The sequence below is a fragment of the Rossellomorea aquimaris genome (assembly GCF_000935355.1).
In the GTDB taxonomy this organism is placed as follows: Bacteria; Bacillota; Bacilli; order Bacillales; family Bacillaceae_B; genus Rossellomorea; species Rossellomorea aquimaris_B.
Genome location: NZ_JXZC01000009.1, coordinates 33,893 through 60,387, shown reverse-complemented (window position 1 = coordinate 60,387; position 26,495 = coordinate 33,893). Strand labels below are relative to the sequence as shown.

The following is a 26,495-nucleotide window of genomic DNA, read 5'->3' as shown; positions in this document are numbered from 1 at the left end:
AAGAAAACGTATTTCTTCAATCTCTCTGGTAAATGAATCAAAAAAAGAAAGAAGAGTCGACGGGGTCGACTCTTCCTCCCTTAATCTTTATTTCTTTGTATTGATATACAATTTACCTTCTGCACGTTTCGTTGTGACATTTCCATAATCATCGGAAATCTTCACTTCAATAAGTGCTCCAGGTGCCTTTACATTTGAAGTGGCTGTATAATAACCGACGTAGTGACCTTCTGATGTTTCCATCATTGGAAGCTCATTTGCGTTTGTTACTTGGGATCGTGCATTTGTCAGTGGCATTTGGATGACGAAGGTAGCATCTAATCCAGGCTCACTGTCAAATTCGATTTTAACCGATTCACCCTTCTTCAGCTCTTTATCTTCAGCAGGAAGAAGATTTTCAACTGCGATGTCACCAAATTTAGCAAAGACTGTCACTCTTTGTTTCTTTTTGTTTCCAGCTTTATCTTTCGCTACTACCTGGATGACATTTTCTCCTTCATTCAGAAGCAGTCTATGACTGAACTTCCCATCACTTACAGAAGCTTTCTCGCCATTTACTTTCACCCAGGCGAGGTTTTCATCGACAATCGTTCCTTCCACGGTGATGGCTTCACGATTCGTTTTCATGCCTTCTTTCGGAGATGTGATGGCAAGCTCTGGCTTCACTTGATCAAGGGTGATGGTCACAGGCTCAGATGGTCCTGTCATACCTTGCTCGGTTGCTGCCTTTGCAGTAATCGAGTTCTCCCCATCGTGTAATGAAACATCCGCAGAGAAGGTGCCATCTTCCATCGTTTCTGTTGTTGCCACTTCGTCGTCACCATTAAAAAGGTGAACGGTTGTGGTCGGGGCAGAAGTCCCTTCAACGGTAACCGAGTCCTTATTTGTAAATGATCCATCTTTCGGTGATGTGATGACCGGCGCAGTGACTTCATAATTCACTGTTGCACGAATCATATAGTTCCCTTCATCTTCTGGTGCTTGTGACCATGCACCTCCGACGAATTGCCAGCTTCTTGCGGCATATTCGCCATCTTCATCTGTTCCAAGTCCTGGCGCGTTCGGATTTGGAGCTGATTGAATGTAAACCATGTAGAAATCACCCTCTACCATGATGCCATGCTGGCTAAGATCTACATGTGTCCATTCCCCGTTACGTAAAGCAGTTCCATCAAACGGACCGGCAACTTTCTTACCAGGAGCGCCATCAGGACCAGATGCATCATAAACGGCAACTTGGAATTCAGTTCCGCCTGGTACTGGCCATTCTGTATCCCAGAATCGGAATAGTCCACCTGTAACCAATGCAGTTTCATTGCCTTCTTCAAGAGACATTTTCACAGCCCAGCCATTACCTGCATCATAGAATGCACGTGCGTTTTCAGCTGTTCCATCATCGTAACCAATTTCACCAGGATACCCGATGAAAGGCTCTAATGAAACATCGGCATTTGTGACTTCTCCACCTTCAACTGTTACTGTCATTTCCTTACTATAGTAGTAAGGTGCAACTACCTTAAGGGTGTACTCACCTTCATATGCCTCCAGTTCATATCCACCATTTTCATTCGTTTCCACAGGTTCCACAACAGCATCTTCAAGTAAGAAGACAGTAGCTCCCTCAACAGGTTCTCCAGAAATTTCATTTGTGACTGTTCCCGTAATATTCCCTTGAGGAATTTCCTCGAGTGTAAAATTGGCAGTAGATGTTTGGTCTGCTTCAATCGTTACACTCTGCGTTTGAGATCTGAAACCATAGGTTGAAGCTTGCAGGGTAAAGTCACCTGCTGCATGAGTCATTTCGTATGAACCATTTGCAGGATTTGTATAAACAGAACGGCCTGTTTCCAAGACACTCACTTCTGCTTGAAGCGGAAGTAATACCGGTGCCGCTTTGTCTTCTACTGGTTCTTCTTTCGTAACTTTTTTATCCAAATTTATTTTATTCGGATTCACACTCGGTTTCTTCGAAATAGACGATGACGTCTCATCCTTCGATTTCAATCCAAGGTTCATCTTTTTAGCTGGCAGAATCGATTCACCACTTAGTTTCACATCATCAACGTACCAACCTTGTTTCACTACACTTCCATCTGTTGTCACATTAAAAGCGACGTAGATGCGCTGACCGGCATATTGACTTAGATCCACTTCTCCATCAATCCAGCCATCCGTATTGCCATTTACACGAAGCGTCTGTGTCCACGTCTCACCATCAGTGGATACAAAAACATGACCGTAATCATAGTTTCTTTCAAGCTCGTGCCACTGCTTGAATTGTAAAAAGCTATTGCCTTCTGGTAAATCGATCGGAGGCATTTGTAATGACATGTTGGCACTGTTGTCATACGTACCATCCAGACTTGTTGCATATACCTTTTCTCCTGAAGTAGCTGCTCCAGGACCATTTACCGGTACACCCCACTCCCAGCTGTTTCCTGGTCCATAAGAATTCCAGCCACTTGGAGATGACTCAAAGTCCTGCTCATATCCGACTGTGATTCCCGGAAGAAGAGTGACAGAATAGGCATCCGTTTCTACTTCATTTCCGCCAAAGTCCATTGCGGACCATTTATAGGTTACACTTTCTCCTGTCAGTGCTTCTCCAGGAATGGTAGCCTCATAAGTTCCTGATGTATAGTCGCCTGCAGATCTTGTTGCTTCAACAGACTCCCAAGCACCATCCTGATTTTGATAATGTAATGTAACATTCGTCACACTCACATTATCATTTGCTTCCGCTTGTAGTGGCAGATTCATTCCTTCAAATGCTTCACCAGGGGCTTCATGGCTGATTACTGGAGCTTCAGAGTCATCCCCCTCTTTTGAAACTTGCCCTTCTACTTTTCCAATACCGCTCATCACGGATGAAACGGCATCGAATGCGTTAACCAAGCCATGACCATATCCATTATTAGGCGTTTCAGGGAAAGTACCGTCAGTCAACGGAACAGCCGTTGACATTAAGATTTCTTCCATTTCGTCAACCGTCAAACTTGCATCCACTTGTCTCAATAATGCTGCAACTGCAGAGACGTGAGGACCAGCCATTGATGTACCATTCCATCCGCCTTCATAGTTACTTCCCGGTACTGAAGAACGAATATTCACTCCCGGTGCGGAAATTTCAGGTTTAACTTCCTCATATGGTGAAGGACCTTGAAGTGAGAAGCTTCCAAGGTTGTCATTAATATCTGTTGCACCTGTAGCAAAGGACTCCGGGTAATTTGCCGGATTAGCGATTGAACCTGGGCCACCAGGATTAAATAACGTCGTATTACCTGCTGAAAACTCAGGGAATATTTCGGCCGCTCTCCAGGCGTTCACCATATCCCGGTACCACTCATCAAGACCGGGACCGCCACCCCAAGAGTTATTGACAACATCAGGAGCCATCTCCGGATGAGGGTTGCCCTCTGAATCCTTTGGAGCCAGAATCCATTCTCCCGCTTCTAATAAATCAGCATCTGTTCCTCCATTAGCCGTGAATGCTTTTACTGCAATCCACTTCGCTCCTGGAGCAACGCCGATCTGATTGCTCCCGTCAGGTTCTGAACCAACCATTGTGCCTGTAACATGCGTACCGTGACCATCATCATCATAAGGTGCACTTTGCCCGGCTGTTGCATCAAACCAGCTGAACTCATGATCAGGGGCATCAGGATTTTGAGGGTCATACCCTCTATATTTTTCCTGTAAAGCCGGATGGTTCCATTGAACACCTGTATCAATCGATGCTACAACGGTTCCTGCTCCATCAATTCCCATATCCCAAACAGCCGGAGCACCCACTCGGTCAATATTCCATTCAATGGAAGCAGGGCTGTTTTGAACTTCTTTTTCTGCAACGCCAGCTGCACCACCTTCTGCTTTTGCCGGTTGAATGAGTTGACGTGTTTCATTCGGTAAGATCTTATCAACTTCTGCAAATGTTGAAATCTTCTCCATTACTTCTTTCGTAGAAGTAACGGCCATTCCGTTTACAACATAGAAGTCTTTTATTTCTTTTACTGCCCCGGATTTCTTCTGTTTCGTTAAGTATTCTTTCACTTCTGCCTGAGATTCAAGGGCCGTGGCTCGAAGCTCGGAGACGACCATATTTCGTTTCAATAGTTTTTTGCTGTTAGCAGACAGCTTCTGCTTTTTCGCTTTTTCAGCCGCCTTCTTAGCTACAGCCTCTGTATCCAGCTGCTCCTTGAATTTCACTAAGTATGTGACATGCTTATCTTTCTTGAATTGATCTTGTAGTTTCGATGTGATCTTTGATTGTGGATTCACTTTTGCTGATTCGTTTGCTGAGGTGGATGGTTTTTCTTTAGCCAGTGCTGATTGTGAGGTATTCGCTGCCCCTGCATTGAATGGAAACATTAACGGGACAAACATTACTAAGGTGAGTACAATGGATAACCATCTTGCCTTCCGCTTTCTACTTGTCATCTAATTCCCTCCCAGTAATTTTTGATTCCTTCAGTAATACCGACACCTCCCTGCTTCAACTACTTGGTAAAAAGTAGGTGATAACCCAAAGATAACCAATATAGATGTAAAATGTTGTAAGTTTATGTCGTTTTAAATCTGAATATTCAGAAATTAATAGAAAAGTCACGTGTTTTCTCCTTTCTAGTACGTACATAGTCACAAAAAGAATATAACTGCAGGAATATTCTGGGGTATCAGGAACTTTTCACAGGGTAAAAGGATGGAGAATGCCTACTTTTTTAAGTTAAGTAAGAAATAATTGAGCGAGAAGTCACAGGATTGTATTCTTGTATAACGGCAACTGGAAAAACGTCCTATTCATGACGAAATATTTCATATTAGAATATTCTTCCAGTAATATTTAACCCTACTTTCCCGAATCATTGGGATAATCATTTATTTTTTCTGCTCCATACTATCCAGAAACAAAAAAAATAAGGACTAACCACCCAGGGTCAGTCCTTATAACGATTAATATACAGATGTATTTTCTTTTGAAGTGTTTTCTAGGATTTCTTTCACACGCTGTAAGAATCTTCCGCAAACCAGACCATCCAGAACACGGTGATCGAGTGACATACATAAGTTCACCATGTCTCGTACTGCGATCATTCCATTGTTCATGACAACCGGACGTTTCACAATCGATTCTACTTGAAGGATTGCTGCTTGCGGATAATTAATGATACCCATTGATTGTACTGAACCAAATGACCCGGTGTTGTTGACAGTAAATGTGCCTCCCTGCATATCTTGGGAAGTTAATTTACCGCTGCGTACTTTTCCGGCAAGCTCAGTGATTTCTCTTGCAATACCCTTGATGGTTTTTTCGTCTGCATTTTTGATCACAGGCACATACAGTGCATCGTCTGTCGCTACTGCAATGGAAAGGTTGATGTCTTTCTTCTGAACAATCTTGTCCCCGGCCCACATAGAATTAATTTGTGGATACTCTTTAAGGGCTTGAGCAACAGCTTTCACGAAAAATGCGAAGAAAGTAAGATTAAATCCTTCACGCTGTTTGAATTCCGTTTTAAGTGAGTTTCTATAATCAACAAGGTTTGTAACATCCACTTCCAGCATCGTCCATGCGTGAGGAGCCTCATGCTTGCTTCGAACCATGTTGGATGCAATGGCTTTACGAATACCCGAAACCGGGATTTCAATATCACCAGGTACAACAGGAACGTTCGCTGCAGGCGCAGATTGCTTGGCCGGTTGTTTAACCGCTTGTTCCTTCACCGGTGCTTGCTGAGGCGCCTGATCTTCAGCCTTAGGCGCCGGAGCATCTCCTGCTTTTGGAATACTACCTGACTCAATGATCTTCTTAAGATCTTTACGAGTGATACGGCCGCCATTTCCAGTTCCTTCTACTTGATTCAGATCAATATCATGCTCTTGAGATAGCTTTAATACGGCAGGGGAATATCTTGTTTTATTCCCACTATCTTTACTTGGAGCCTTCGTTTCAGGTGCAGATTGAGGTGCTTGATCCGATTCTTTCTTAGGCGTTTCTTTCGGAGTTTCTTCAACAGGTGCAGAACCTTCACCTTCCACTTCAATCGAACAAATAATTTCTCCGACTTCAAGAGTGTCTCCTTCTTCAGCAATTAATTCTTTAATGGTACCTGTGAAGGATGATGGTACCTCTGCATTTACTTTGTCCGTTTGAACTTCCGCAATCGGATCATATTTATTGACGGTATCACCAGGTGATACCAACCATTTACTTATCGTACCTTCTGTAACACTTTCCCCTAGCTGAGGCATTTTCATATTTTCAATACCCAATGAGGAACCCTCCTTACTGTCTAATGTTATTAAAATTCTGCAAGTTCACGCATTGCTTTTTCTACTTTGTCCGGGTTAATCATAAAGTATTTTTCCATTGTCGGTGCATACGGCATTGCAGGAACATCAGGACCCGCAAGGCGTTTGATAGGAGCATCAAGCTCGAATAAACAGTTTTCAGCAATAATCGCAGAAACCTCACCCATGATGCTTCCCTCTTTATTGTCTTCTGTCACCAGGAGCACTTTACCTGTTTTTGAAGCTGCTTCAATGATCGCTTCTTTATCTAATGGATAAATCGTACGTAAATCCAGTATGTGCGCTTCGATTCCATCCTGGGCAAGCTTTTCCGCTGCTTGAAGTGCAAAGTGAACACACAGACCATAAGTGATCACTGTGATGTCCTCTCCTTCACGCTTCACGTCTGCTTTTCCGATTGGAAGAGTGTAGTCATCCTCAGGCACTTCACCTTTGATCAGGCGATAAGCACGTTTATGTTCAAAGAATAATACTGGATCTTCATCACGGATAGCAGCTTTCAGTAAGCCCTTCACATCATAAGGAGTGGATGGCATGACAATTTTCAATCCTGGTTGATTAGCGAACACGGCCTCAACCGATTGTGAATGATATAGAGCCCCGTGTACTCCGCCACCGTAAGGAGCACGAATGACCATCGGACAGCTCCAATCATTATTCGAACGGTAACGGATTCGTGCTGCTTCAGAGATGATTTGGTTCACTGCCGGCATGATAAAGTCGGCAAACTGCATTTCGGCGATCGGTCTCATGCCATACATGGCAGCTCCGATTCCAACACCGGCAATGGCTGATTCCGCAAGTGGTGTATCAATGACACGGTCTTCTCCAAATTGATCATACAGTCCGTGAGTCGCTTTGAATACTCCACCTTTTTTACCGACGTCTTCTCCAAGAACGAATACTTTCTCATCACGTTCCATTTCTTCTCTAATTGCCATTGTTACGGCATCAATGTATGAAATTACTGGCATGATTGAATTCCCCCTTACTTCTCTTCTGCGTAAACATACTTCATAGCTGATTCTGCTTCAGCATATGGAGCGTTTTCTGCATAATCCGTTGCTTCGTTCACGAGCTTCATAATGCGATCATTGATTTCTTTCTCAATATCATCGTTCATGACGCCTGTTTCTTTTAAGTAAGCACCAAACGTGATGATTGGATCATTTGTTTTCGCTTTCGCTACTTCATCGGGAGAACGATAGCTTCTGTCATCATCATCCGAGGAGTGAGGAGTCAAGCGATACGAAACCGTTTCAACCAATGTCGGACCTTCTCCACGACGACCACGATCTGCTGCTTCTTTGACAGCTTTATAAACCTCGATCGGATCATTTCCATCTACAGTGATTCCCGGCATACCATACCCAATGGCACGATCGGACACTTTCTCACACGCTAACTGCTTTTCGATTGGAACTGAGATTGCATATTTGTTGTTTTCACACATGAAAATAACAGGTAATTTATGTACACCAGCAAAGTTTGCTCCTTCATGGAAATCTCCCTGGTTGGAAGATCCTTCTCCGAATGTCACAAACGTTACAACATCTTTCTTCTCCATTTTCCCGGCAAGGGCGATACCAACGGCATGAGGAACTTGCGTGGTTACAGGAGATGAACCCGTTACGATATTATTTTTCTTTTGCCCAAAATGACCAGGCATCTGACGTCCGCCCGAGTTTGGATCTTCTGCTTTCGCAAAACCTGATAACATCAACTCTTTAGCCGTCATCCCGAATGTTAATACCACACCCATGTCTCGGTAGTACGGAAGGACATAATCCTTTTCACGATCTAAAGCGAATGCAGCACCGACTTGAGCAGCTTCCTGACCTTGACAAGAAATAACAAAAGGGATTTTTCCCGAACGGTTCAGTAACCACATACGCTCATCGATTTTTCTAGCAAGAAGCATGGTTTCATACATTTCTAATACTTTCTCATTGGAAAGTCCTAACTCTTCATGACGATTTTCTGCCATTTTGTTTACCTCCTACACAATCTAATGGTTGGAAAGGTAGAGAGGACCTCTACCTTTCCTATTGAAATTAATTGTCTACTTGTAGCTCAAGAACAGTAGGCTACGCGTTTCTATGAGTGAATTGCCTTTCCATCTACAGCAAGGGCTGCCTCTCCGATCGCTTCTGACAGGGATGGATGAGGGTGGATTGTGTGCGCGATTTCCCATGGGGTTGCGTCCAATACTTTAGCCAGTCCCGCTTCTGAAATCATGTCTGTTACATGTGGACCGATCATGTGCACACCTAGAATGTCATCGGTATCTTTATCTGCAATGATCTTGACGAATCCATCCGATTCACCATATACAAGTGCTTTCCCGATTGCTCTGAAGCTGAATTTTCCGGTCTTCAAGTTATATCCCTTTTCTTTTGCTTCCTGTTCCGTGATCCCTACGCTTGCAATTTCAGGATTACTGTAGATGCATTTTGAAATGAGGGAATAGTCAATAGGGTGAGGTTTCTCATTCGCCATATGTTCCACAGCTGTGATTCCTTCGTGTGATGCAACATGAGCTAATTGAAGTCCACCGATGACATCCCCGATCGCGTAAATATGAGATTCCTTGGTTTGGAAGAAATCATTCACTTCAATAAAGCCTTTTTCCACTTTAATATCTGTGTTCTCTAAGCCAATGCCTTCAACGTTCGCTTGTCTGCCTACAGATACAAGGATTTTCTCTGCCGTAAAGGCTTTTTCTTCACCTTTATGCTCAGCTTTGATCGTTACCTCTCCTTCTCCTTTTTCCAAGGTTTCAGGAAGCACCTTAGCACTTGTAACGATTTTAACGCCTTTTTTCTTCATCAAGCGCTGCATTTCTTTAGAAATCTCATGATCCTCGGTTGGTACTATTTTATCAGCGTATTCCACAACGGTTACCTCAACATCAAAGTCAGACAGCATGGAAGCCCATTCAATACCGATGACTCCTCCGCCAACGATGATGATCGATTTTGGCAAAGCCTCAAGTGAAAGCGCTTCATCCGAAGATAGAACGTATTCACCATCAATATCAAGTCCTGGTAATGAACGAGGTCTCGATCCTGTTGCAACGATCACATTTTTAGGGATCAGCATTGCATTATCTTCACCGTTATTCATTTCAACTGAAATCGTGCCTGGCATAGGGGAGAAAATCGAAGGTCCTAAAATACGACCCAGCCCTTCAAAGACATCGATCTTACCTTGTTTCATCAAGTGTTGAACCCCTTTGTGAAGCTGTTCAACAATCCCGTCTTTTCTGGATTGGACTTTCGTGAAATCTAATTCTACCCCATTGATCTTCACACCAAAATCTTCACTATGTTTCGCTGTTGCATATACTTCAGCACTGCGAAGAAGGGCTTTACTGGGAATACATCCTTTGTGTAAGCATGTCCCGCCAAGCTTTCCTTTTTCAACGATTGCTGTTTTTAATCCAAGTTGAGAAGCACGAATGGCGGCTACGTAGCCACCAGTTCCTCCCCCTAGAATGACTAAATCATATTCTTCTGCCAATCTTGAGTCCTCCTTGCTCTTATACTCTCGCTTTTTTCTTTACTGGTCCAGGGTACACTTTATAGTCCTCTTCATTTCGCAAGACCCTTAATGCCCCTTCCGCAAGAGCTTGCAGTTCATTTTCTCCTGGTTGAATCACGACATCCGCTATCCAATTGATTCGATTGCTTATCGCCTTCACAAATTCTTTACCATAAGCAAGTCCACCCGTTAGCACAATGGCGTCTACTTTACCATTAAGGACGGCACTTGCTGCCCCTATCTCTTTAGCAATTTGATACGCCATCGCATCATACACGGCTTTGGCATTTTCATCGCCATTCTCAATCATCTTCTCCACTTTTACTGCATCGTTTGTTCCAAGATAACCGACTAAGCCACCTTGACCAACGAGTTTCTTCATGATTTCATCACGGTAATAATCACCTGAGAAGCATAGGTCAACTAAATCACCCGCTGGAACAGTACCTGCTCTTTCAGGACTGAATGGGCCATCGCCATGTAAACCATTATTCACATCCACGACTTTCCCATTGCGGTGGGCACCGACGGTAATTCCACCACCCATATGAGTGACGATCAGGTTTAGGTCCTCATATCTCTTTCCGAGTTCCTTTGCGACTCTTCTTGCTACCGCTTTCTGATTTAATGCATGGAAAATACTCTTTCTTTCAATGAGTGAAAACCCTGAAACACGGGCAAGTGATTGTAGCTCGTCCACTACAACTGGGTCGACAATATAAGACGGAATGTTTAATCCAGAAGCAATTTCAAATGCTATAATCCCACCAAGGTTTGAAGCATGCTGACCTGAGAATCCTTCTTTAAGATCCTTCAGCATGTCATCATTCACTAAGTATGTGCCGCCTTCTATCGGTCTAAGAAGGCCCCCACGGCCACAAACAGCACTTAGCTTCGAAATGTTGATCCCTTCTTCATCTAATGCTTGAAGAATGGTATCCTTTCTGAATTCATACTGATCAATGATGGTTGGAAATTCATTAATTTTTTCTGAATCATGACGAATTGTCTTTTCAAAGATAGATCGATCATCATCGAAAACACCAATTTTGGTTGATGTCGATCCAGGGTTAATGACTAATATTCGATGTTTGTTCTCTTGCACTGTTGTTACCTCCATTTGGGTAGCTGTTATTGTAATGTTTGTACGTAGAATTTTTCCCCTATGATAGATAACCCCTTAATCTGTTCGATGTTCGCATTAACAGGGAAGAAACGCTCTACTTTTGTTAGAAGTAAAGCGTTTTTTCTTCTAATTATCCACGTCTGCTTAAAATATGTTGACCGTTTTGTAAGAACTGGCTTCTTGAACGGCGCATTTTCTCGATTCTTTCTTCAGCCATACGATCAGCAGCAACGTAAGTTGGAACATTATCACGTTTAGCGATTTCAATAACCCGCTCAACGTTGTTGTACACTTGCTCCACTTTTTTCATCGCTCTTTCACTATTGTAACCGTATAGTTCATCCGCTACGTTGATGACTCCACCTGCATTGATGACATAGTCAGGTGCATAAACGATACCCATTTCATGAATCGCGTCACCATGACGAGTTTCTTTTAATTGGTTATTTGCAGCCCCTGCAATGACTTTTGCTTTTAGCTGAGGAATGGTTTCGTCGTTGATGATCGCTCCCAGTGCACATGGTGCAAAGATGTCACAGTCAACCCCATAAATATCGTTGATGTCAACAGCTTTTGCCCCGAATTCATCTACAGCACGTTGTACCGCTTCTTTATTGATATCTGTAACGATCAGATGTGCTCCTTCTTCGTGAAGGTGACGGCACATATTGTACGCAACATTTCCAATTCCTTGAACAGCGATCGTTTTTCCTTCAAGAGAATCAGTTCCGAATGCTTCTTTCGCTGCCGCTTTAATCCCACGGTATACGCCGTACGCAGTTACCGGAGATGGGTTCCCTGAAGATCCAAACGCAGGTGAAATACCTGTGACATAATCTGTTTCTTCATGGATCAAGTCCATATCGGCAACTGTTGTTCCCACATCTTCAGCCGTAATATAACGACCGTTCAGTCCTTGAATGTAGCGACCGAATGCACGGAACATTTCTTCATTCTTATCTTTGCGAGGGTCACCGATAATGACCGTTTTCCCTCCACCTAAGTTAAGACCTGCTGCAGCATTCTTGTACGTCATACCACGCGCAAGGCGAAGCGCGTCTTCAATCGCCGCTTCTTCCGATTCATATGTCCACATACGAGTCCCGCCAAGTGCAGGTCCAAGTGTAGTATCATGAATCGCAATGATTGCTTTCAAACCTGATGATTCATCTTGACAAAATACCAATTGCTCATAATCATATTGTTCCATATAGCTAAAAATTTTCATTTTCATTTCCCCCTAAAGTCTTATATATTTTGATTTATATCACTATTTATTTGAAGCAGAGCATATAGCCAGTGCCAGTGAATATAGTTTACTTTCTGCACTGTCCGCTCTGGATGTCAATACGATTGGTGCTTTCGCTCCAGCGATCACAGCTCCTACTTTCGCTTTTGCAAAATAGATCATGGACTTGTAAAGAGCATTACCAGTTTCGATATTTGGAACGAGAAGGATATCCGCTTGTCCAGCGACTTCACTTTCAATCCCTTTATGTTCAGCAGCGTGGTGTGAAACGGCATTATCCAATGCTAATGGACCATCCACGGTACAATTTCGGATCTGTCCTCTTTGATTCATCATCGTAAGAGAAGCGGCATCAACTGTTGCCTGCATAGAAGGATTAACCACTTCAACCGCCGCTATCGGTGCTACTTTTGGATGGAGAACACCGATTGAACGGGCAATCTCGACGGCATTTTCAATAATTTGCGCTTTTTGCTGTAGATCAGGTGCAATATTCATCGCTGCATCCGTAATAAATGTCAGTCTATCAAACCCTTCCACCTCAAAAGCTGCCACATGTGATAAAACATTGCCTGTTCTGAGACCCCACTCTTTATTTAATACTGCTTTTAAAATAACAGCAGTAGGAACATTCCCCTTCATGAGGGCACCTGCTTCATTTTCCTTCACAGCCTTTACAGCCAGTTCGGCTGATTTCTGTGGCGAAAATGCATGCTTGATTTTAATGCTGCTGTGAGATCGAAGTTGCGGTGCGACCTCTTCTATAAGAGAGATGATTTCTTCTTTATCGCCAAAAAGTAAAAATTTGGCCATATCTTTTTCAACTGCCATGGCGACAGCACCAAGGACTTCTTTATCTTCTGCAGCTGCTACCGCTACAGTGGAGTTTTCTATCCGGGTTGCTTTTTCCACCAAAGATTGTAGATTCATGTATGTCGTTTCAACCCCTTTTTTCTGTTATTATGTTCCCATTAATCTACATGCAAGAACCGTGCCAACTTTCAACACACTGAAAACGCTTTATTAAGCCATATTTATCCCTGCAATTTATTTCATACTGCGCAAATTATTTCATGCTAGTTATTTCAATGTTATATTTTTCAATCTTATAATACAAGTTTCGAACAGACACATTTAATGCTTTGGCGGTTGCTGTTTTATTACCATTATTCTGCTCCAAAACCCTTTGGATTATATTTTTTTCATATTGTTCCACTTGCGTTGCGAGATCCTTAACGGTGCCTTCCGTTTCGTAAGGAACTTCTTTAACAAGGCTTTTGGATGTATCATCCAGTTGGGGTAAATGCTTGATGTCTATCTTCACTTCGTTGTAATTCATAAAGATAATGGCCCTTCCCAATACATTTTCAAGCTCTCTTACATTACCAGGCCAATGATAATTCATTAAGTTATTCATCGCCTGCTCTGTTACCCCTTCAACATTTCTACCGTAATCCTGATTGATCTTCGTAATAAGGGTTTCGGCAATGCGGGGAATATCTGATTTGCGATGTCTTAGTGGCGGAATCTGAATAGGCATTCGATTGAGACGGTAGTAAAGATCTTCTCTGAAAGAGCCGTCAGCGATTCCTTTTTCAAGATTCACATTTGTCGCTGCAATGACCCGGACATTAATCTGGATGGATTTGGTCCCCCCCACACGAACGATCTCATTCTCCTGCAGGACCCTCAGTAACTTAGCTTGAGTATTGGCACTCAATTCCCCTATTTCATCCAGAAAGATACTGCCATTATTCGCTTCTTCAAACAAGCCTCGCTTACCACCACGCTTCGCTCCTGAAAATGCACCTTCCTCATACCCAAATAATTCACTTTCCAATAGGTTCTCTGATAATGCAGCACAATTGACCCGCAGGAATTTGTTGAACTTTCGATCACTCGCATTATGTATAGCGTGTGCAAATAATTCCTTTCCTGTACCGGATTCACCCCTGAGAAGAACAGTGGCAGGTGTTTTTGCCCCTAATTTAGCTTGCTCCACCGCAATCATCATTTCTTCGGAATCCCCGATGATGTCTTCAAACATATACTTTGCTTCTAGAGTGCGAATAATTCTTCTGGCCCGATCCAACTCCTGAGTAAGTGACTGAATTTCAGACATATCATGAATGACACCTACACTCCCCTTGAGTTTACCATTCACGATTATAGGAGCAACATTGACAATGACTTCTTTCCGCTTCGGCCCTACCCGCATCCTCGTTCCCCTGATGGCTCTTCTTGTTTGCAGGACTTTCAAATGGATACTCTCTCCTTCAGAAATGTCTGCCGTTGCCGGTTTTCCAATTACTTCTTCTTGGGAGAGTCCTGTGATTCTAGTATAAGCAGGGTTAATTAATATCCCTTTTCCTTCTTCGTCGACTACAGAAATCGCATCATCACTGGAATGAATGATGGCTTCAAGCATTGTTTGAATTTCTTTAAGATTCGTGATCTCCTCTGCAAGATTCACGACTTCCGTAATATCTTTGAATACAGAAAAAGCTCCGATGATTTCATCATTATCCGTAATCATTGGAATCCGATTGGAAATGATCTTCAGCCCATTGTCCAAAACAACTTCTTGATGAAATTCAGTTCGTCGCGTTTCAATCGTGTTGGTTAATTTACTCTCGGGAATCACATCAGAAATATGCAACCCCATTACGTCTTCCTGGTCCTTACCGATCATCCTCTGTGCACTTTTATTGAAGAGCATCACATTTCCTTGATCGTCTATTCCGACCATACCATCATCAGTAGAGTTAAAAATGAGGTCTCTTTTAAAGGATTCACTTGTTAATTGATGGATAAGATCTTCCTTCTCTTCCAGAAGCTTTGAAATAAGAAAGGCAACACTGCCTGGAATAATAACGGTGTTCCTTCCCCGCTTATCTCTTATATTTTCAAATACTTTTTGTTCACCGGTCACTTCAATGACGATATCAACAGAATCGTTCAGGAAATGTCGCCAATCCGTACCAACTGGTATCCCCAGCTCTTTAGCTAACACAATCCCTGAAGCGTTTTCATTTAGGTCTACAACTGCGATCACTTTCATGACGGAAGCTTCGTGTAGGATTTTTAAAATGGCTGTTCCACCCTTACCCCCGCCGACAATCAGAACCTCTTGCAACATTTTTCACCCCGGCTCTCGATACCTGCAATTTTTTTCACAAACATAATGTTACACTACTTTTCGAAACTTGACAATTTTCTAGTTGGAGTTAGAATTTTAATATGGAAACAAAAAAGGAGTTATGCACCTCATGGTTCGTCTAATTGCCCTGATTATTATGTTAATCCCTGGCGCTCTCGCTGCTCTCGGGATTAAATTGATGAGAGATATGTTATTCGGCATTCTGCAGTCTCCCATTCCTTATTTGTGGTTGCAATTTGTCATTGGATTAGTATTCTTTATATGCGGTCTCGGTTTTATTGCAGGATTTGTACTGCATCGTGATCGAAAACGCAATAAAGTACAATCCCGATTCAACAAAAAAGGCTAGCGCTTATGATTGCGCTAGCCTTTTTTACTTTCTCTCAGCTTCCATGCCTTTTCAGGATAGTCCGTTACAAATGCAGTGCAACCTACATTCAGTAATCTCTCCATTTGTTCCACTTTATTAACCGTGTAAGGTCTGACACAAATGCCGTTATTCATCGATTCCATTATGATTTCATCCTTGACTGCTTTCAGGTTGGGGTGTATCGCTTTCGCCCTTAGAGATTGGGCATAAATCCACGGCATGAATAATCCTGATGAGTATAGTGGCGCAATTTCAACGGCAGGCTCCAGCCGGTAGCACGCTACAATCGAGTAATGATTAAATGAAGAGATAATGATCCGGTCTTCAAATCCAAATTCCTTAATTAATCCGATTACTTTTTCTTCCAGTCCCTGATAGTCCATGATGCTGTTTTTCAACTCAATATTACACAGTAGGTCATTGCTCATTAACCACTGAAATACCTCCCTCAATGAAGGCACACGATTTTTTTTAAACAGCTTACTTTTAAATTTATAATTCGCTTGCAGTTTTTGAATTTCCTGAAGCGTATAGTCTTTGACGAACCCTTTCCCATTTGTGGTGCGATCAACCGTTTCATCATGAATCACGACGATTTCTCCATCTTTCGTCAGTTGAACATCCAATTCAATACCGTCTGCCCTTACTCTTTCAGCTTCATAAAACGCGTCCATAGTGTTTTCCGGGTGAGTCCCGGCTGAGCCACGGTGTGCAAAAATCAGTGTCATGAGTTCACTCCCTTTTCTTAAGTTAATCTCATTCTATATGTAGATATCCAGACCAACGCTTTGAATGAATGTGTGTCTAAACCCATTATATACTTATTAATATTCTCCTCAAAGGGATGAGTTCTCTTTAAATAAAAAAAAATCCTGAGTCACTCAGGATTTTTTTGTTTCCAATGGTAAGTGCAACATCTATTAGAACCAAGAGCATCTTCTTCTGCGGCGACGGTCTTCGATACCTGCTACATCGTCTCTGTCACAACGGCGTACAGCTCTGCAGAAATCTTCCCCTCTAATAAAAGCTCTTACAGGAACTCTAAAGTCGTCTCTATCTCTGTCAAAAGCACCAGCTACATCATCTCTATCACGGAAGCATCCCATAGTCTCACCTCCCTTTTCTTGTTTTTGCATTACACTGTATCATATGTATCAAAGGACAAGCTGTAAGGGCGAACTACCAGATATGAAAAAAAATGAGGCAATTGTTACTGAGGAAGTAGAAAAGTTCACAGGACGCTTATCTTCAAACCAAAAAACCCTACGAAACCAATTGGCTCATAGGGTTTTAATATGAATTATTCAATTCGATGCTTGGCCTAATCCTTACTTTTTCATGAAGCCATATGTTCTAAACGAAGCTTATCAGCAACCATAGCGATGAATTCGGAATTTGTCGGCTTAGCCTTGGACATACTCACTGTGTACCCGAATAAAGAAGAAATTGAATCGATATTCCCTCTGCTCCAAGCCACTTCGATCGCATGACGAATCGCTCGTTCTACTCTTGATGCTGTAGTGTTGTATTTTTTGGCGATATCAGGGTAAAGAACCTTTGTAATTGAACCAAGTAATTCGATATCGTTATAAACCATAGAAATCGCTTCTCTTAAATATAAGTAACCTTTAATATGTGCCGGAACACCAATTTCATGGATGATACTTGTAATACTTGCATCTAAATTCCTTGGTTTCTGCTCTGTATGCATTCTGGATGAGGAAGGTTTTTTGATGATTGGGTTTGATTTACCGCTGACTTGTCTAATATGACTCACTAGATTTTCCATATCAAATGGTTTTAGGATGAAGTAAGAAGCTCCGAGGTCGACGGCTTTCTTTGTTACATCTTCTTGACCGAAGGCTGTCAGCATAATGACATTAGGGATGCTCTTCTTTTCACGAAGTCGTTCGAGCACTGCAAGCCCGTCCAAATGAGGCATAATAATATCCAAAACCAGGACATCCGGATCCACTTCTTCTAACAAATCTAAACAATCTTGGCCATTATGAGCAATTCCTACTACTTCCATATCATTTTGTGAAGCAATGTAGTCTTCCAATAAAGACGTAAGTTCACGGTTATCATCCACAACACATACTTTAATCGATTTCACTACAGGTTTCCTCCTCAATCCTAATTAATTCATCTCTTTATTTTTATTCTAAATTCCTTTTATTTTTGAAAAAAACTTGAAAAATATTATATTTTCTTTGATTTTCTAAAGATTTCTTTATATTTCGACCCTATTCGATATTCGCTCATCGGTTTGTCGAATAATCTTTATTTTAACAAGTTATACGTCTTTTTGGCAAACTGTCCTTTCGGAAACACCTTTTTTATTCAAAAAAAAGAACCCTTATAAGCACCCGCGATCGGGACTTTAGTAAGGGTTTTCCACTGTTAGCTTGCTCGGTCATGATTTTTCTTGTAAATATCGATTCCAGCTTCACTTAGCATCCATTCAATGTGTACACCATATCCGCTTGTCGGATCGTTTACAAATACATGTGTCACAGCCCCGACGACTTTTCCGTCTTGAATGATGGGACTTCCACTCATGCCTTGCACGATCCCACCTGTTTTCTCCAATAGCTTGGGATCTGTTACTTTTAATACCATCCCTTTTGTTGCCGGATACTTCTGAGGTATGGTACTGACAATCTCAATATCGTACATTTCTACATCTTTCCCATCTACCACAGTCAATATCTGAGCAGGTCCTTCTTTCACTTGGTGGGAAAGAGCGATGGACATTGGTTTATCCATCAGATCATTATCAATGGTCTGATTTAACTCCCCAAAAATCCCGAATGGGCTGTTACGGGTAATGTTCCCGATTACGTTACGATCAGAAGAAAAACGGGCTAATTTTTCACCTGGTTTTCCGTCCTTTCCTTTGTGAATGGACGTTACTTCTGAATGGACAATTTCTCCGTTTTCAACCACAATCGGTTTTTTTGTATCCATGTCTGAAATGACATGGCCCAGTGCCCCATATTTCTTGGACTTCGGGTCAAAGAACGTCATTGTGCCGATTCCAGCTGCAGAATCACGAATATACAAGCCTAATTTGTAGTTATTTTCCCCTTTTTCTTTTAACGGAAGCAATTGAGTCTTTACAGTCTCTTGTTCACGCTTAATCACAACATCTAATGATTTGGAATCTTCTCCTGCCTTTTGAACAAAAGGAGCAACATCCGCAAGCTCTTCAATTTTCGTTCCGTTTATTTCAGTAATCATATCCCCTACTTGAATTCCCGCTTTTTCGCCGGGAGACATCTTCCCTGACTCTGTTTCAACTAGATGATGACCTACCACCAACACCCCGACAGTATTTAATTTCACCCCGATGGATTGACCACCCGGGATCACCTTGAAATCTTTCAGTACTTCTACATCGACTTTTTTAATGGGTAACCCAGCTAATTCAAAGACAACTTCATCTTTACCTACAGAACTTCCTTGAATCGAGAGCTGACCTTCTTCTTCATTCAATTGAACATGTTGATTATCAGACGAACCCATCGTTGTAACAGATGCAGCCTTAGGGAGAGCAACTTTATCCCCTTCCATTACCCTTACAGAGTTCGGTGTATTGATAAATTGTTGAACCGGTTTGTAAAAACCAATAAGACAAAGCGAAACAAGGAGAATTCCACCTATACATTTTCTTAACCAATCTAAACTCAATATATCCACTCTCCTCGTTTCTAATCCACACACACTAACTATCGGCTACAGTTTTAATTTTGCCTTTATAAGCTACATTTATAACTGGTAATCATGAAAAAAAGCTACCCCAATTGGATAGCTTTTCATGTTTCTTTTATGGATCCTGCTAATTGCAGTAATTCCTTTGCGTGTTCTAATGTTAAATCTGTAATTTCCACTCCCGAAATCATTCTGGAGATTTCTTTGATCTTTTCCTTCTCTTGAAGACGTTTGACCATTGTGCTCGTTCTTCCGCCTGAAAGTTTTTTCGAAATAAACAGGTGACAATCTGCCATTGCAGCTACTTGCGGTAAGTGAGATATACACATCACCTGGGAATGAATGGCAACCTGATAAATTTTCTCAGCAATCGCCTGTGCCACTCTTCCGCTGACTCCTGTATCGACCTCATCAAAAATGATGGAGGTGATTCCCTGGTGCTTGGAAAAAATCGTCTTCATGGCCAGCATAATACGGGAAAGCTCCCCACCTGATGCAACTTTGGATAACGGCTTTAAAGGCTCCCCTGGATTGGTTGATATGTAAAACTCCACTGTGTCCCAACCATCCTTTTTAAAATGCTGGAAGGAAAACGATTCATTTTCTCCACTTTTCACAAAGCGAACTTCAAATTTCGTTTTATCCATATAAAGTTGCTTAAGCTGTTCATGAATACTTGCTGTTAATTTTTTCGCCCACTGCTTTCTCGTTTGGGACAGATTTTTTGCCTCTAATGATAAATCTTTCTCAAGTGATTGTAATTTACTCTGTAAATGTTCTACATGAGAATCTTTGTTCGTGATGGTTTCAATTTCTTCTTCAATCTTTGAACTATAAGCCAGGATTTCTTCTACAGAAGACCCATACTTTCTCTTTAGACCGTTGATCTCATTCAGTCTCGCTTCAATAAGATCCAAACGGTTTGGCTCAAATTCCAATTGATCTAATTCTCCCCTCACTTGATGAGCGGCATCTTCAAGCATATAGAAAGCATTTGAAACAGATTCCAAAGTCTTTTCATATTGAGAATCAACTTCTGCAGCTGTCTCGAGATGACTCATGGCCAGCCCAGCCCAGTCCAGCCCTTTTCTCTCACCTTGAATACTGTCATAGGAGGTCTGCAGCGCCTCAAACAGCTTTTCAAAGTTCATAAGTTTCCTTTTCTCTTCTTGTAGCTCATCATCTTCGTTTAATTGAAGGTTTGCATCATGAATTTCATTCAGCTGAAACTGAATCAGATCCAAACGATGTGCCATCTCCTGCTCATTCTCATTAAGCCTGTTAAGCTGCTTATAAATAGAAAGGTACTCTTTATATACTTCCCCGTAACTTGAGAGACCAGAAGCAATCTCTTTCCCTCCGAATTGATCCAATAAGGAAAGGTGAAGGCTTTCATTCATCAATTCTTGATGCTCATGCTGTCCATGTATATCAATGAGCGAAGCCCCGATTTCCCTCATGATTGCAATCGTCACGAGCTTACCATTAATCCTGCAAACACTTTTTCCACTGCTCGAAATATCCCTTCGAAGAATGATCATCCCTTCCTCGATTTCTATCCCGAAGCTCGCTGCTTTCTCAATGCATGGATGAGTTTCATTATCAAGAATAAATAACCCTTCAATTTCAGCCTTTTTCTCCCCATGCCGCACGTATTCTGAGGATCCTCTTCCACCAACCAGTAAATGAATGGCATCAATGATAATCGACTTACCTGCTCCGGTCTCACCTGACAAAACGGTCAGTCCTTCTTCAAAGGAAAGAGAGAGGGATTCAATTATGGCGAAATTTTTGATTGATAGTTCTTGTAGCAAAACGTTCACCTCAAATAAAAAGGAACTTTTCCTAAAGAATAGAAAAGCTTCCTATTGGATTTTGTATGAAGGGCTGCCTTACAAACAGCCCATTAATTTTATGATTGATTCTGCAAATTAAAGCATATCTAAAAATCGTTCTGAAACAATCTTTGTCTCTTCTTCAGTGCGGCATATGATCAAACATGTGTCATCTCCACAAATGGTCCCTAAAATCTCTTCCCAGTCTAAGTTATCGATTAAAGCACCGATCGCATTGGCGTTACCAGGTAGAGTTTTCATTACTAGCATATGCCCGGCCTGGTCCACTTTCACAAACGCATCCGTCAGGGTACGCTTAAGTTTCTGTAGGGGATTGAAGCGCTGATCAGCAGGCAAACTATATTTGTATCTGCCGTCCATTAGCGGGACTTTAACTAAATGCAGTTCTTTAATATCCCTCGACACGGTGGCTTGAGTCACATTAAACCCTGCATTTTTAAGGCTTTCCACTAACTCATCCTGCGTTTCCACATCTCTATTCGTAATGATTTCTCTGATTTTAATATGTCTTTGTCCTTTGTTCATCATAGAACATACACCTCTTACATTTGATTAAAACCTGTATAAATATACCTCTACGCTTATGTTAGCCTATTTTGTAGGGAAGTACAATAAAAAAGAAAAGAGGAAGGGGCTCGTTCTGGGGCGACAAGCATAAGTCGAGTAATCCGGAAAGGCGCTCTTTGCCTTTTTGGGTTGCTTGACTTATGACCTCGAGCCCCAAGCCCCTGGAACTGGACAAAGAAAAGCGCAGGCGGCTCGATCAGGCCTGACAAGCACAAGATAAATCGACCGGAAAGGCGCTCCTTGCCTTTTTGGTCGGTTTAGCTTATGACCTCGAGGGCCTAGCCGCCGGAGCTGGACATAAAGAAAAGCGCAGGCGGCTCGATCAAGCCTGATAAGCATAAGGAGTTGATTCGGAAAGGATTGTTAACTGCGACAGATTTTCATGAAGTTTTGCCCTTTTGGTAATGCAGCGGGTCATTTTTTTAAAATTAATAGTCATGGCCCTCTGTTTTGGATAGCCTTTTGGTTCATAAATTCAGTGAAGGGACTGTTATATTTTCAAAACTGACTCATTTATTTTCAATATTAAAGTTTTATTTTCAAAACTGACTCACTTATTTTCAATTCTGGGATTTTATTTTCAAAACCATACTTAGTAAAATTGAGACGTCAAAAAGCCACCCTCCGAAGAAGAGTGGCCCTATTTTACTGCTGCGTTTTCGCCTTAAGTTGATGATGCGCATCCTCTATCACTTCATCTGGTGTAGTGGCGAGAAGGGACTCTCCTTCACCCTCTTGACCCGACCATTTCAGATGGATCAGGAATTCAATATTCCCATCTCCACCTGTAATAGGAGAATAAGACAAACCGGCGATATGATAGCCTTCTTTAATTGCTAACGCCATGATCTTCTCGATCACCATCTTATGCACGGCAGGATCTCTTACGATTCCTTTTTTTCCCACCTGGTCCTTCCCGGCTTCAAACTGCGGCTTGATTAGGGCAACGCAGTCCCCACCAGGTACCAATAATGTTTTCAGGACAGGCAAGATCAAGGAAAGGGAAATAAAGGATACATCGATGGATGCAAAGCTTGGCATTTCTCCTTCCAGATCAGCCGGGGTGACGTAACGGAAGTTGGTTCTTTCCATGACCACGACCCGCTCATCCTGTCTTAGCTTCCAGGCTAATTGGTTGTATCCTACGTCAAGCGCGTAGGACATCTTAGCACCGTTTTGCAGAGCACAATCCGTAAATCCCCCAGTGGAAGCCCCGATATCAATCATCACTTTATCAGCCACGTCCACATCAAAGACCTGCAGAGCTTTCTCAAGCTTTAAGCCGCCACGGCTCACATAGGGAATCACTTTCCCCTTTATCGTGAGGGGGATGTCTTCACTTACTTTTTCCCCGGCCTTGTCCAATCTCATTTCATTTGAATAGACAAGTCCAGCCATGACCGCCCGTTTCGCTTTTTCTCTCGTTTCAATTAATCCTCGTTCTACCAGAAGTACGTCTACACGTTGTTTTTTCACTTTCATCATTAAGCCCTTTTTTGTTTTTTTGGTGTGATTGTCAAAATGCGATCCACTACGTTTTCTTTGGTCATGCCTATTTCGTTCAATAGTTCCTTTACGCTTCCATGCTCGATGAAATAATCAGGAATACCGATGCGGTCGATCACTGCATCATGGAAGCCTTGTTCCTGCGCAAACTCAAGTACACCACTTCCAAAGCCGCCTTGAAGCACAGCCTCTTCGATTGTCAATACAGGCATCTCTTCTTCCAGGATATTTTTCAGCATTTTCTCGTCCATCGGTTTGATGAAACGTGCGTTTACAACCCTAACCGAAAGCCCCTGCTTTTCAAGGTCAGCAGCAGCTTCCATAGCCATTGGTATGGTCGTGCCAAAGGTCAGGATTGCAGCATCCGTTCCTTGTTTCAATATCTCCCACGTTCCAATCGGGATCGTTTTCAGTTCAGCATCCATCGGCACTCCATAACCGTTTCCACGAGGGTAGCGTAACGCAATCGGACCATCATTATACTGTAGAGCCGTATTGACAAGGTGTTGACCTTCATTTTCATCCTTCGGCATCATGATCACCATATTCGGTAAATGCCTTAAAAAGGCGATATCAAATACCCCTTGATGCGTTTCACCATCGGCACCGACTAATCCGGCACGGTCAATCCCGATGAAGACATTCAAGTTTTGTCGGCAAATATCGTGAACCACTTGATCATACGCTCTTTGCAGGAATGTTGAATAAATGGCAAGGAACGGTTTCATTTCCTGGGTAGCAAGACCCGCTGCAACCGTTGTGGCATGCTGCTCGGCAATCCCTACATCAAACATTCGATCGGGGAATTCTTCAGCAAACCCAAGCAGTTTGGACCCTACAGGCATGGCTGGAGTAATTGCGACAATTCGTTCATCCTCACGGGCAATCTTTCTGACGGTCTCACTTACAAGACCACTCCAGGAAGGTGGTGCATTTATAGGTTTAATCAGGTCCCCTGTGTCAATTTTGTATGGACCTGTACCATGCCATGTGCCCTGTTTGTCTGATTCCGCAGGATGAAACCCTTTCCCCTTTTTCGTTATGACGTGTAAGAGGACAGGACCTTTTGTTTTCTTTGCATACTGGATGTTTTCAGATAGATCATTATAATCGTGGCCATCAATTGGCCCAAGATAGGTAAATCCTAATTCTTCAAAGAACATACCTGAAACGAAAAGATACTTTAAGCTGTCTTTTACCCGCTCAGCCGTACTCGCTAATTTGCCTCCGACAGCAGGGATTCGTTTAAGGATATATTCCATTTCATCCTTCACCCAGTTATACTTTCCGGCAGTGCGCAATCGGCCAAGAACACTGTGAAGGGCTCCGACGTTCGGGGCAATGGACATTTCATTATCATTTAAAACGACGATCATATCTTTCTTTTCATGACCAATATGGTTAAGTGCCTCGAGTGCCATACCGCCCGTTAAGGCACCATCTCCGATTACAGGGATAATGAAAGAATCTTCTTTTTTGACATCCCTGGCGATTGCCATTCCCATGGCTGCAGATAATGAAGTAGAGCTATGTCCCGTCTCCCATACATCATGCTCGCTTTCATTGCGTTTTGGGAAACCACATAACCCTTTGTATTGTCGCAACGTATCAAACTGACATGCACGGCCAGTCAAAATCTTATGTACATAGGACTGATGACCAACATCCCAAAGGATTTTATCTTTTGGACTTGAGAAATGCTTATGAAGGGCAACTGTTAATTCGACCACCCCTAAGTTTGGACCAATATGACCGCCAGTCTTAGATAGATTCTTTATTAAGAAATGGCGAATCTCTTGACTGAGCGCTTCCAATTGTTCATTTGACATTTTTTTAAGAAAAGAAGGCTCCTTTATTGATAATAAATCCATGGGGTCCACTCACTTTCATCACTAAATATTTTGTTTCGCACGCTTGTAACGTTTTTTCTTGTTTTTATCTTTCTTGTCTTTTTTATCTTTAATCACTACGATGTGAAATCGGTCTTCAAAAAATTGTAGAACTTTACCAACTCTAAATATTATATCCTTAGAATAGGTGATAGCAAACGTTTTTCCAAGCGCTTTGCCTCCAACCGTCAAGGAAGCTATGATACTTGTCAATGTGACACTCACAATATATTCCTTCAAAGAGCCTCCTTCAAGCTGAAAAGAGACGGCTAGTTGAATGATGACAATTGCTGACGCAGTACCACTTATGATACCTGAAATATCGCCGATTACGTCGTTACAGAAGCTTGCGAACCGGTCTGCGTTCCGGACGATTTTGATTGAATAACGTGCACCGTATACTTTTTTCGCCGCCATGGCATGAAAAGGGGTCTCATCAGCAGCCGTTGCAGCAATCCCCAGCATATCAAAGAAGATTCCGATAAAGACGATGATTAATACAACGACCAGTCCTGTATACCATCCGACTCCATTTAAAACCATATTGGATGTAACTGAAAAAATAGCCGCTAACACAAATGTGATAACGGCAATGCTGACACTCCACTTTATTGAGTTTTTCATTGTTTCATTCATTATCGTTTAAACACACCGTTTCTATTGTGTATATAGTATCAGAACTATGTAATTGGATGGTCATATAAAGAGTAAAAATTGCAGCTTAGGTCCAGTAGGTTTTCCCAATCAGATACCGGATGTTGCCATACCGGCGGTTTCCCTTTAAATCCGACTTAGCCGCGTCACCACAAGCTAGACTGGATTACCACTTAGTCCGCACTATAATCCTCTTTATATGTCCGAATATGAACAGTCTAGGAGTTTTCCTCAACAGTCCTTAACGCAATCCTTAGCCTCTTTTGCAAAGAGGATTTCATATGGGCGAAAAAGCACATATCAATGGCCAACTGATGTGTACCTTGTAACCATAATCCCCTCTCTCTTCACTCAAGGCAGGCTACGCTGCTAGTGAATCATCACATCGCAGGTTCATACTTTGCTCTTATTGCATATGCTTATGCCAGCATAAGAAACAAAGCCTCCGCGGCTTGCGGGTCAACGCCCACATGCCATTGTGGATCGCCCTCAAGCCTTACTCCCAGATATGACCCAAGGCTGGGCGCCTCAAGCCAATTCCAGGAACTTCAT

Annotated in this window: 19 protein-coding genes; 1 reads left to right on the top strand and 18 read right to left on the bottom strand. The window is 42.3% G+C overall.

Features of this window, described 5'->3' with window-relative positions; genetic code table 11:
* Window positions 1-87: 87 nt before the first annotated feature.
* The 9 genes from TV75_RS17335 to TV75_RS17295 all read right to left on the bottom strand — a co-directional run bounded on the left by TV75_RS17335 (window position 88) and on the right by TV75_RS17295 (window position 15,363).
* The gene (locus TV75_RS17335) at window positions 88-4,437 is read right to left on the bottom strand and encodes a S8 family serine peptidase (RefSeq protein ID WP_044340067.1); all 4,350 of its coding nucleotides are present in this window, start codon (window positions 4,435-4,437) and stop codon (window positions 88-90) included.
* A 513-nt stretch (window positions 4,438-4,950) separates the two neighbouring features.
* Complete coding sequence (locus TV75_RS17330) at window positions 4,951-6,270, bottom strand: dihydrolipoamide acetyltransferase family protein (RefSeq protein WP_044340066.1); 1,320 nt, start codon at window positions 6,268-6,270, stop codon at window positions 4,951-4,953.
* 29 nt (window positions 6,271-6,299) lie between these two features.
* A complete protein-coding gene (locus TV75_RS17325; protein WP_044340065.1) occupies window positions 6,300-7,283 on the bottom strand; it encodes an alpha-ketoacid dehydrogenase subunit beta in 984 nt (327 codons plus the stop codon).
* Between the two features lie 14 nt (window positions 7,284-7,297).
* Window positions 7,298-8,296: a thiamine pyrophosphate-dependent dehydrogenase E1 component subunit alpha gene (locus TV75_RS17320; protein ID WP_044340064.1), complete on the bottom strand. Its 999-nt coding sequence runs from the start codon at window positions 8,294-8,296 to the stop codon at window positions 7,298-7,300.
* A gap of 110 nt (window positions 8,297-8,406) precedes the next feature.
* Window positions 8,407-9,831 carry a dihydrolipoyl dehydrogenase gene (lpdA, locus tag TV75_RS17315; protein ID WP_044340063.1) on the bottom strand — a complete coding sequence of 475 codons (1,425 nt, stop codon included), beginning with the start codon at window positions 9,829-9,831 and terminating at the stop codon, window positions 8,407-8,409.
* Window positions 9,832-9,850: 19 nt separating this feature from the next.
* Window positions 9,851-10,957, bottom strand: coding sequence for a butyrate kinase (gene buk, locus TV75_RS17310; RefSeq protein ID WP_044340062.1), 1,107 nt, complete (start codon window positions 10,955-10,957; stop codon window positions 9,851-9,853).
* Between the two features lie 151 nt (window positions 10,958-11,108).
* Complete coding sequence (gene bcd / locus TV75_RS17305) at window positions 11,109-12,206, bottom strand: branched-chain amino acid dehydrogenase (protein WP_044340061.1); 1,098 nt, start codon at window positions 12,204-12,206, stop codon at window positions 11,109-11,111.
* 42 nt (window positions 12,207-12,248) lie between these two features.
* Window positions 12,249-13,157, bottom strand: a complete 909-nt coding sequence (yqiS, locus tag TV75_RS17300) for a phosphate butyryltransferase (RefSeq protein WP_044340060.1) — start codon at window positions 13,155-13,157, stop codon at window positions 12,249-12,251.
* Between the two features lie 136 nt (window positions 13,158-13,293).
* Complete coding sequence (locus TV75_RS17295; RefSeq protein WP_044340059.1) at window positions 13,294-15,363, bottom strand: sigma-54 interaction domain-containing protein; 2,070 nt, start codon at window positions 15,361-15,363, stop codon at window positions 13,294-13,296.
* A 133-nt stretch (window positions 15,364-15,496) separates the two neighbouring features.
* Between TV75_RS17295 and TV75_RS17290 the strand changes: the two genes are divergently transcribed.
* On the top strand, window positions 15,497-15,736 hold the full coding sequence (locus TV75_RS17290) for a DUF2627 domain-containing protein (RefSeq protein ID WP_044340058.1): 240 nt from the start codon (window positions 15,497-15,499) through the stop codon (window positions 15,734-15,736).
* Between the two features lie 14 nt (window positions 15,737-15,750).
* Here TV75_RS17290 and TV75_RS17285 read toward each other — a convergent pair whose 3' ends face one another.
* The 9 genes from TV75_RS17285 to TV75_RS17245 form a co-directional block, all read right to left on the bottom strand.
* On the bottom strand, window positions 15,751-16,485 hold the full coding sequence (locus tag TV75_RS17285) for a glycerophosphodiester phosphodiesterase (protein WP_044340057.1): 735 nt from the start codon (window positions 16,483-16,485) through the stop codon (window positions 15,751-15,753).
* 192 nt (window positions 16,486-16,677) lie between these two features.
* Entirely contained in the window at window positions 16,678-16,863 is a 186-nt protein-coding gene (locus TV75_RS17280; RefSeq protein WP_044340056.1) for a hypothetical protein, read from the bottom strand.
* A gap of 230 nt (window positions 16,864-17,093) precedes the next feature.
* Window positions 17,094-17,873: a sporulation transcription factor Spo0A gene (gene spo0A, locus TV75_RS17275; RefSeq protein ID WP_044340055.1), complete on the bottom strand. Its 780-nt coding sequence runs from the start codon at window positions 17,871-17,873 to the stop codon at window positions 17,094-17,096.
* Window positions 17,874-18,160: 287 nt separating this feature from the next.
* The gene (spoIVB, locus tag TV75_RS17270) at window positions 18,161-19,450 is read right to left on the bottom strand and encodes a SpoIVB peptidase (RefSeq protein ID WP_044340054.1); all 1,290 of its coding nucleotides are present in this window, start codon (window positions 19,448-19,450) and stop codon (window positions 18,161-18,163) included.
* A 125-nt stretch (window positions 19,451-19,575) separates the two neighbouring features.
* Window positions 19,576-21,285: a DNA repair protein RecN gene (recN, locus tag TV75_RS17265; RefSeq protein WP_044340053.1), complete on the bottom strand. Its 1,710-nt coding sequence runs from the start codon at window positions 21,283-21,285 to the stop codon at window positions 19,576-19,578.
* Window positions 21,286-21,402: 117 nt separating this feature from the next.
* Window positions 21,403-21,852: a transcriptional regulator AhrC/ArgR gene (ahrC, locus tag TV75_RS17260; protein ID WP_044340153.1), complete on the bottom strand. Its 450-nt coding sequence runs from the start codon at window positions 21,850-21,852 to the stop codon at window positions 21,403-21,405.
* 687 nt (window positions 21,853-22,539) lie between these two features.
* Window positions 22,540-23,376 carry a TlyA family RNA methyltransferase gene (locus tag TV75_RS17255; RefSeq protein WP_044340052.1) on the bottom strand — a complete coding sequence of 279 codons (837 nt, stop codon included), beginning with the start codon at window positions 23,374-23,376 and terminating at the stop codon, window positions 22,540-22,542.
* A 2-nt stretch (window positions 23,377-23,378) separates the two neighbouring features.
* Complete coding sequence (gene dxs / locus TV75_RS17250) at window positions 23,379-25,271, bottom strand: 1-deoxy-D-xylulose-5-phosphate synthase (protein ID WP_044340051.1); 1,893 nt, start codon at window positions 25,269-25,271, stop codon at window positions 23,379-23,381.
* 21 nt (window positions 25,272-25,292) lie between these two features.
* Complete coding sequence (locus tag TV75_RS17245) at window positions 25,293-25,925, bottom strand: hypothetical protein (protein ID WP_044340050.1); 633 nt, start codon at window positions 25,923-25,925, stop codon at window positions 25,293-25,295.
* Window positions 25,926-26,495 lie beyond the last annotated feature (570 nt).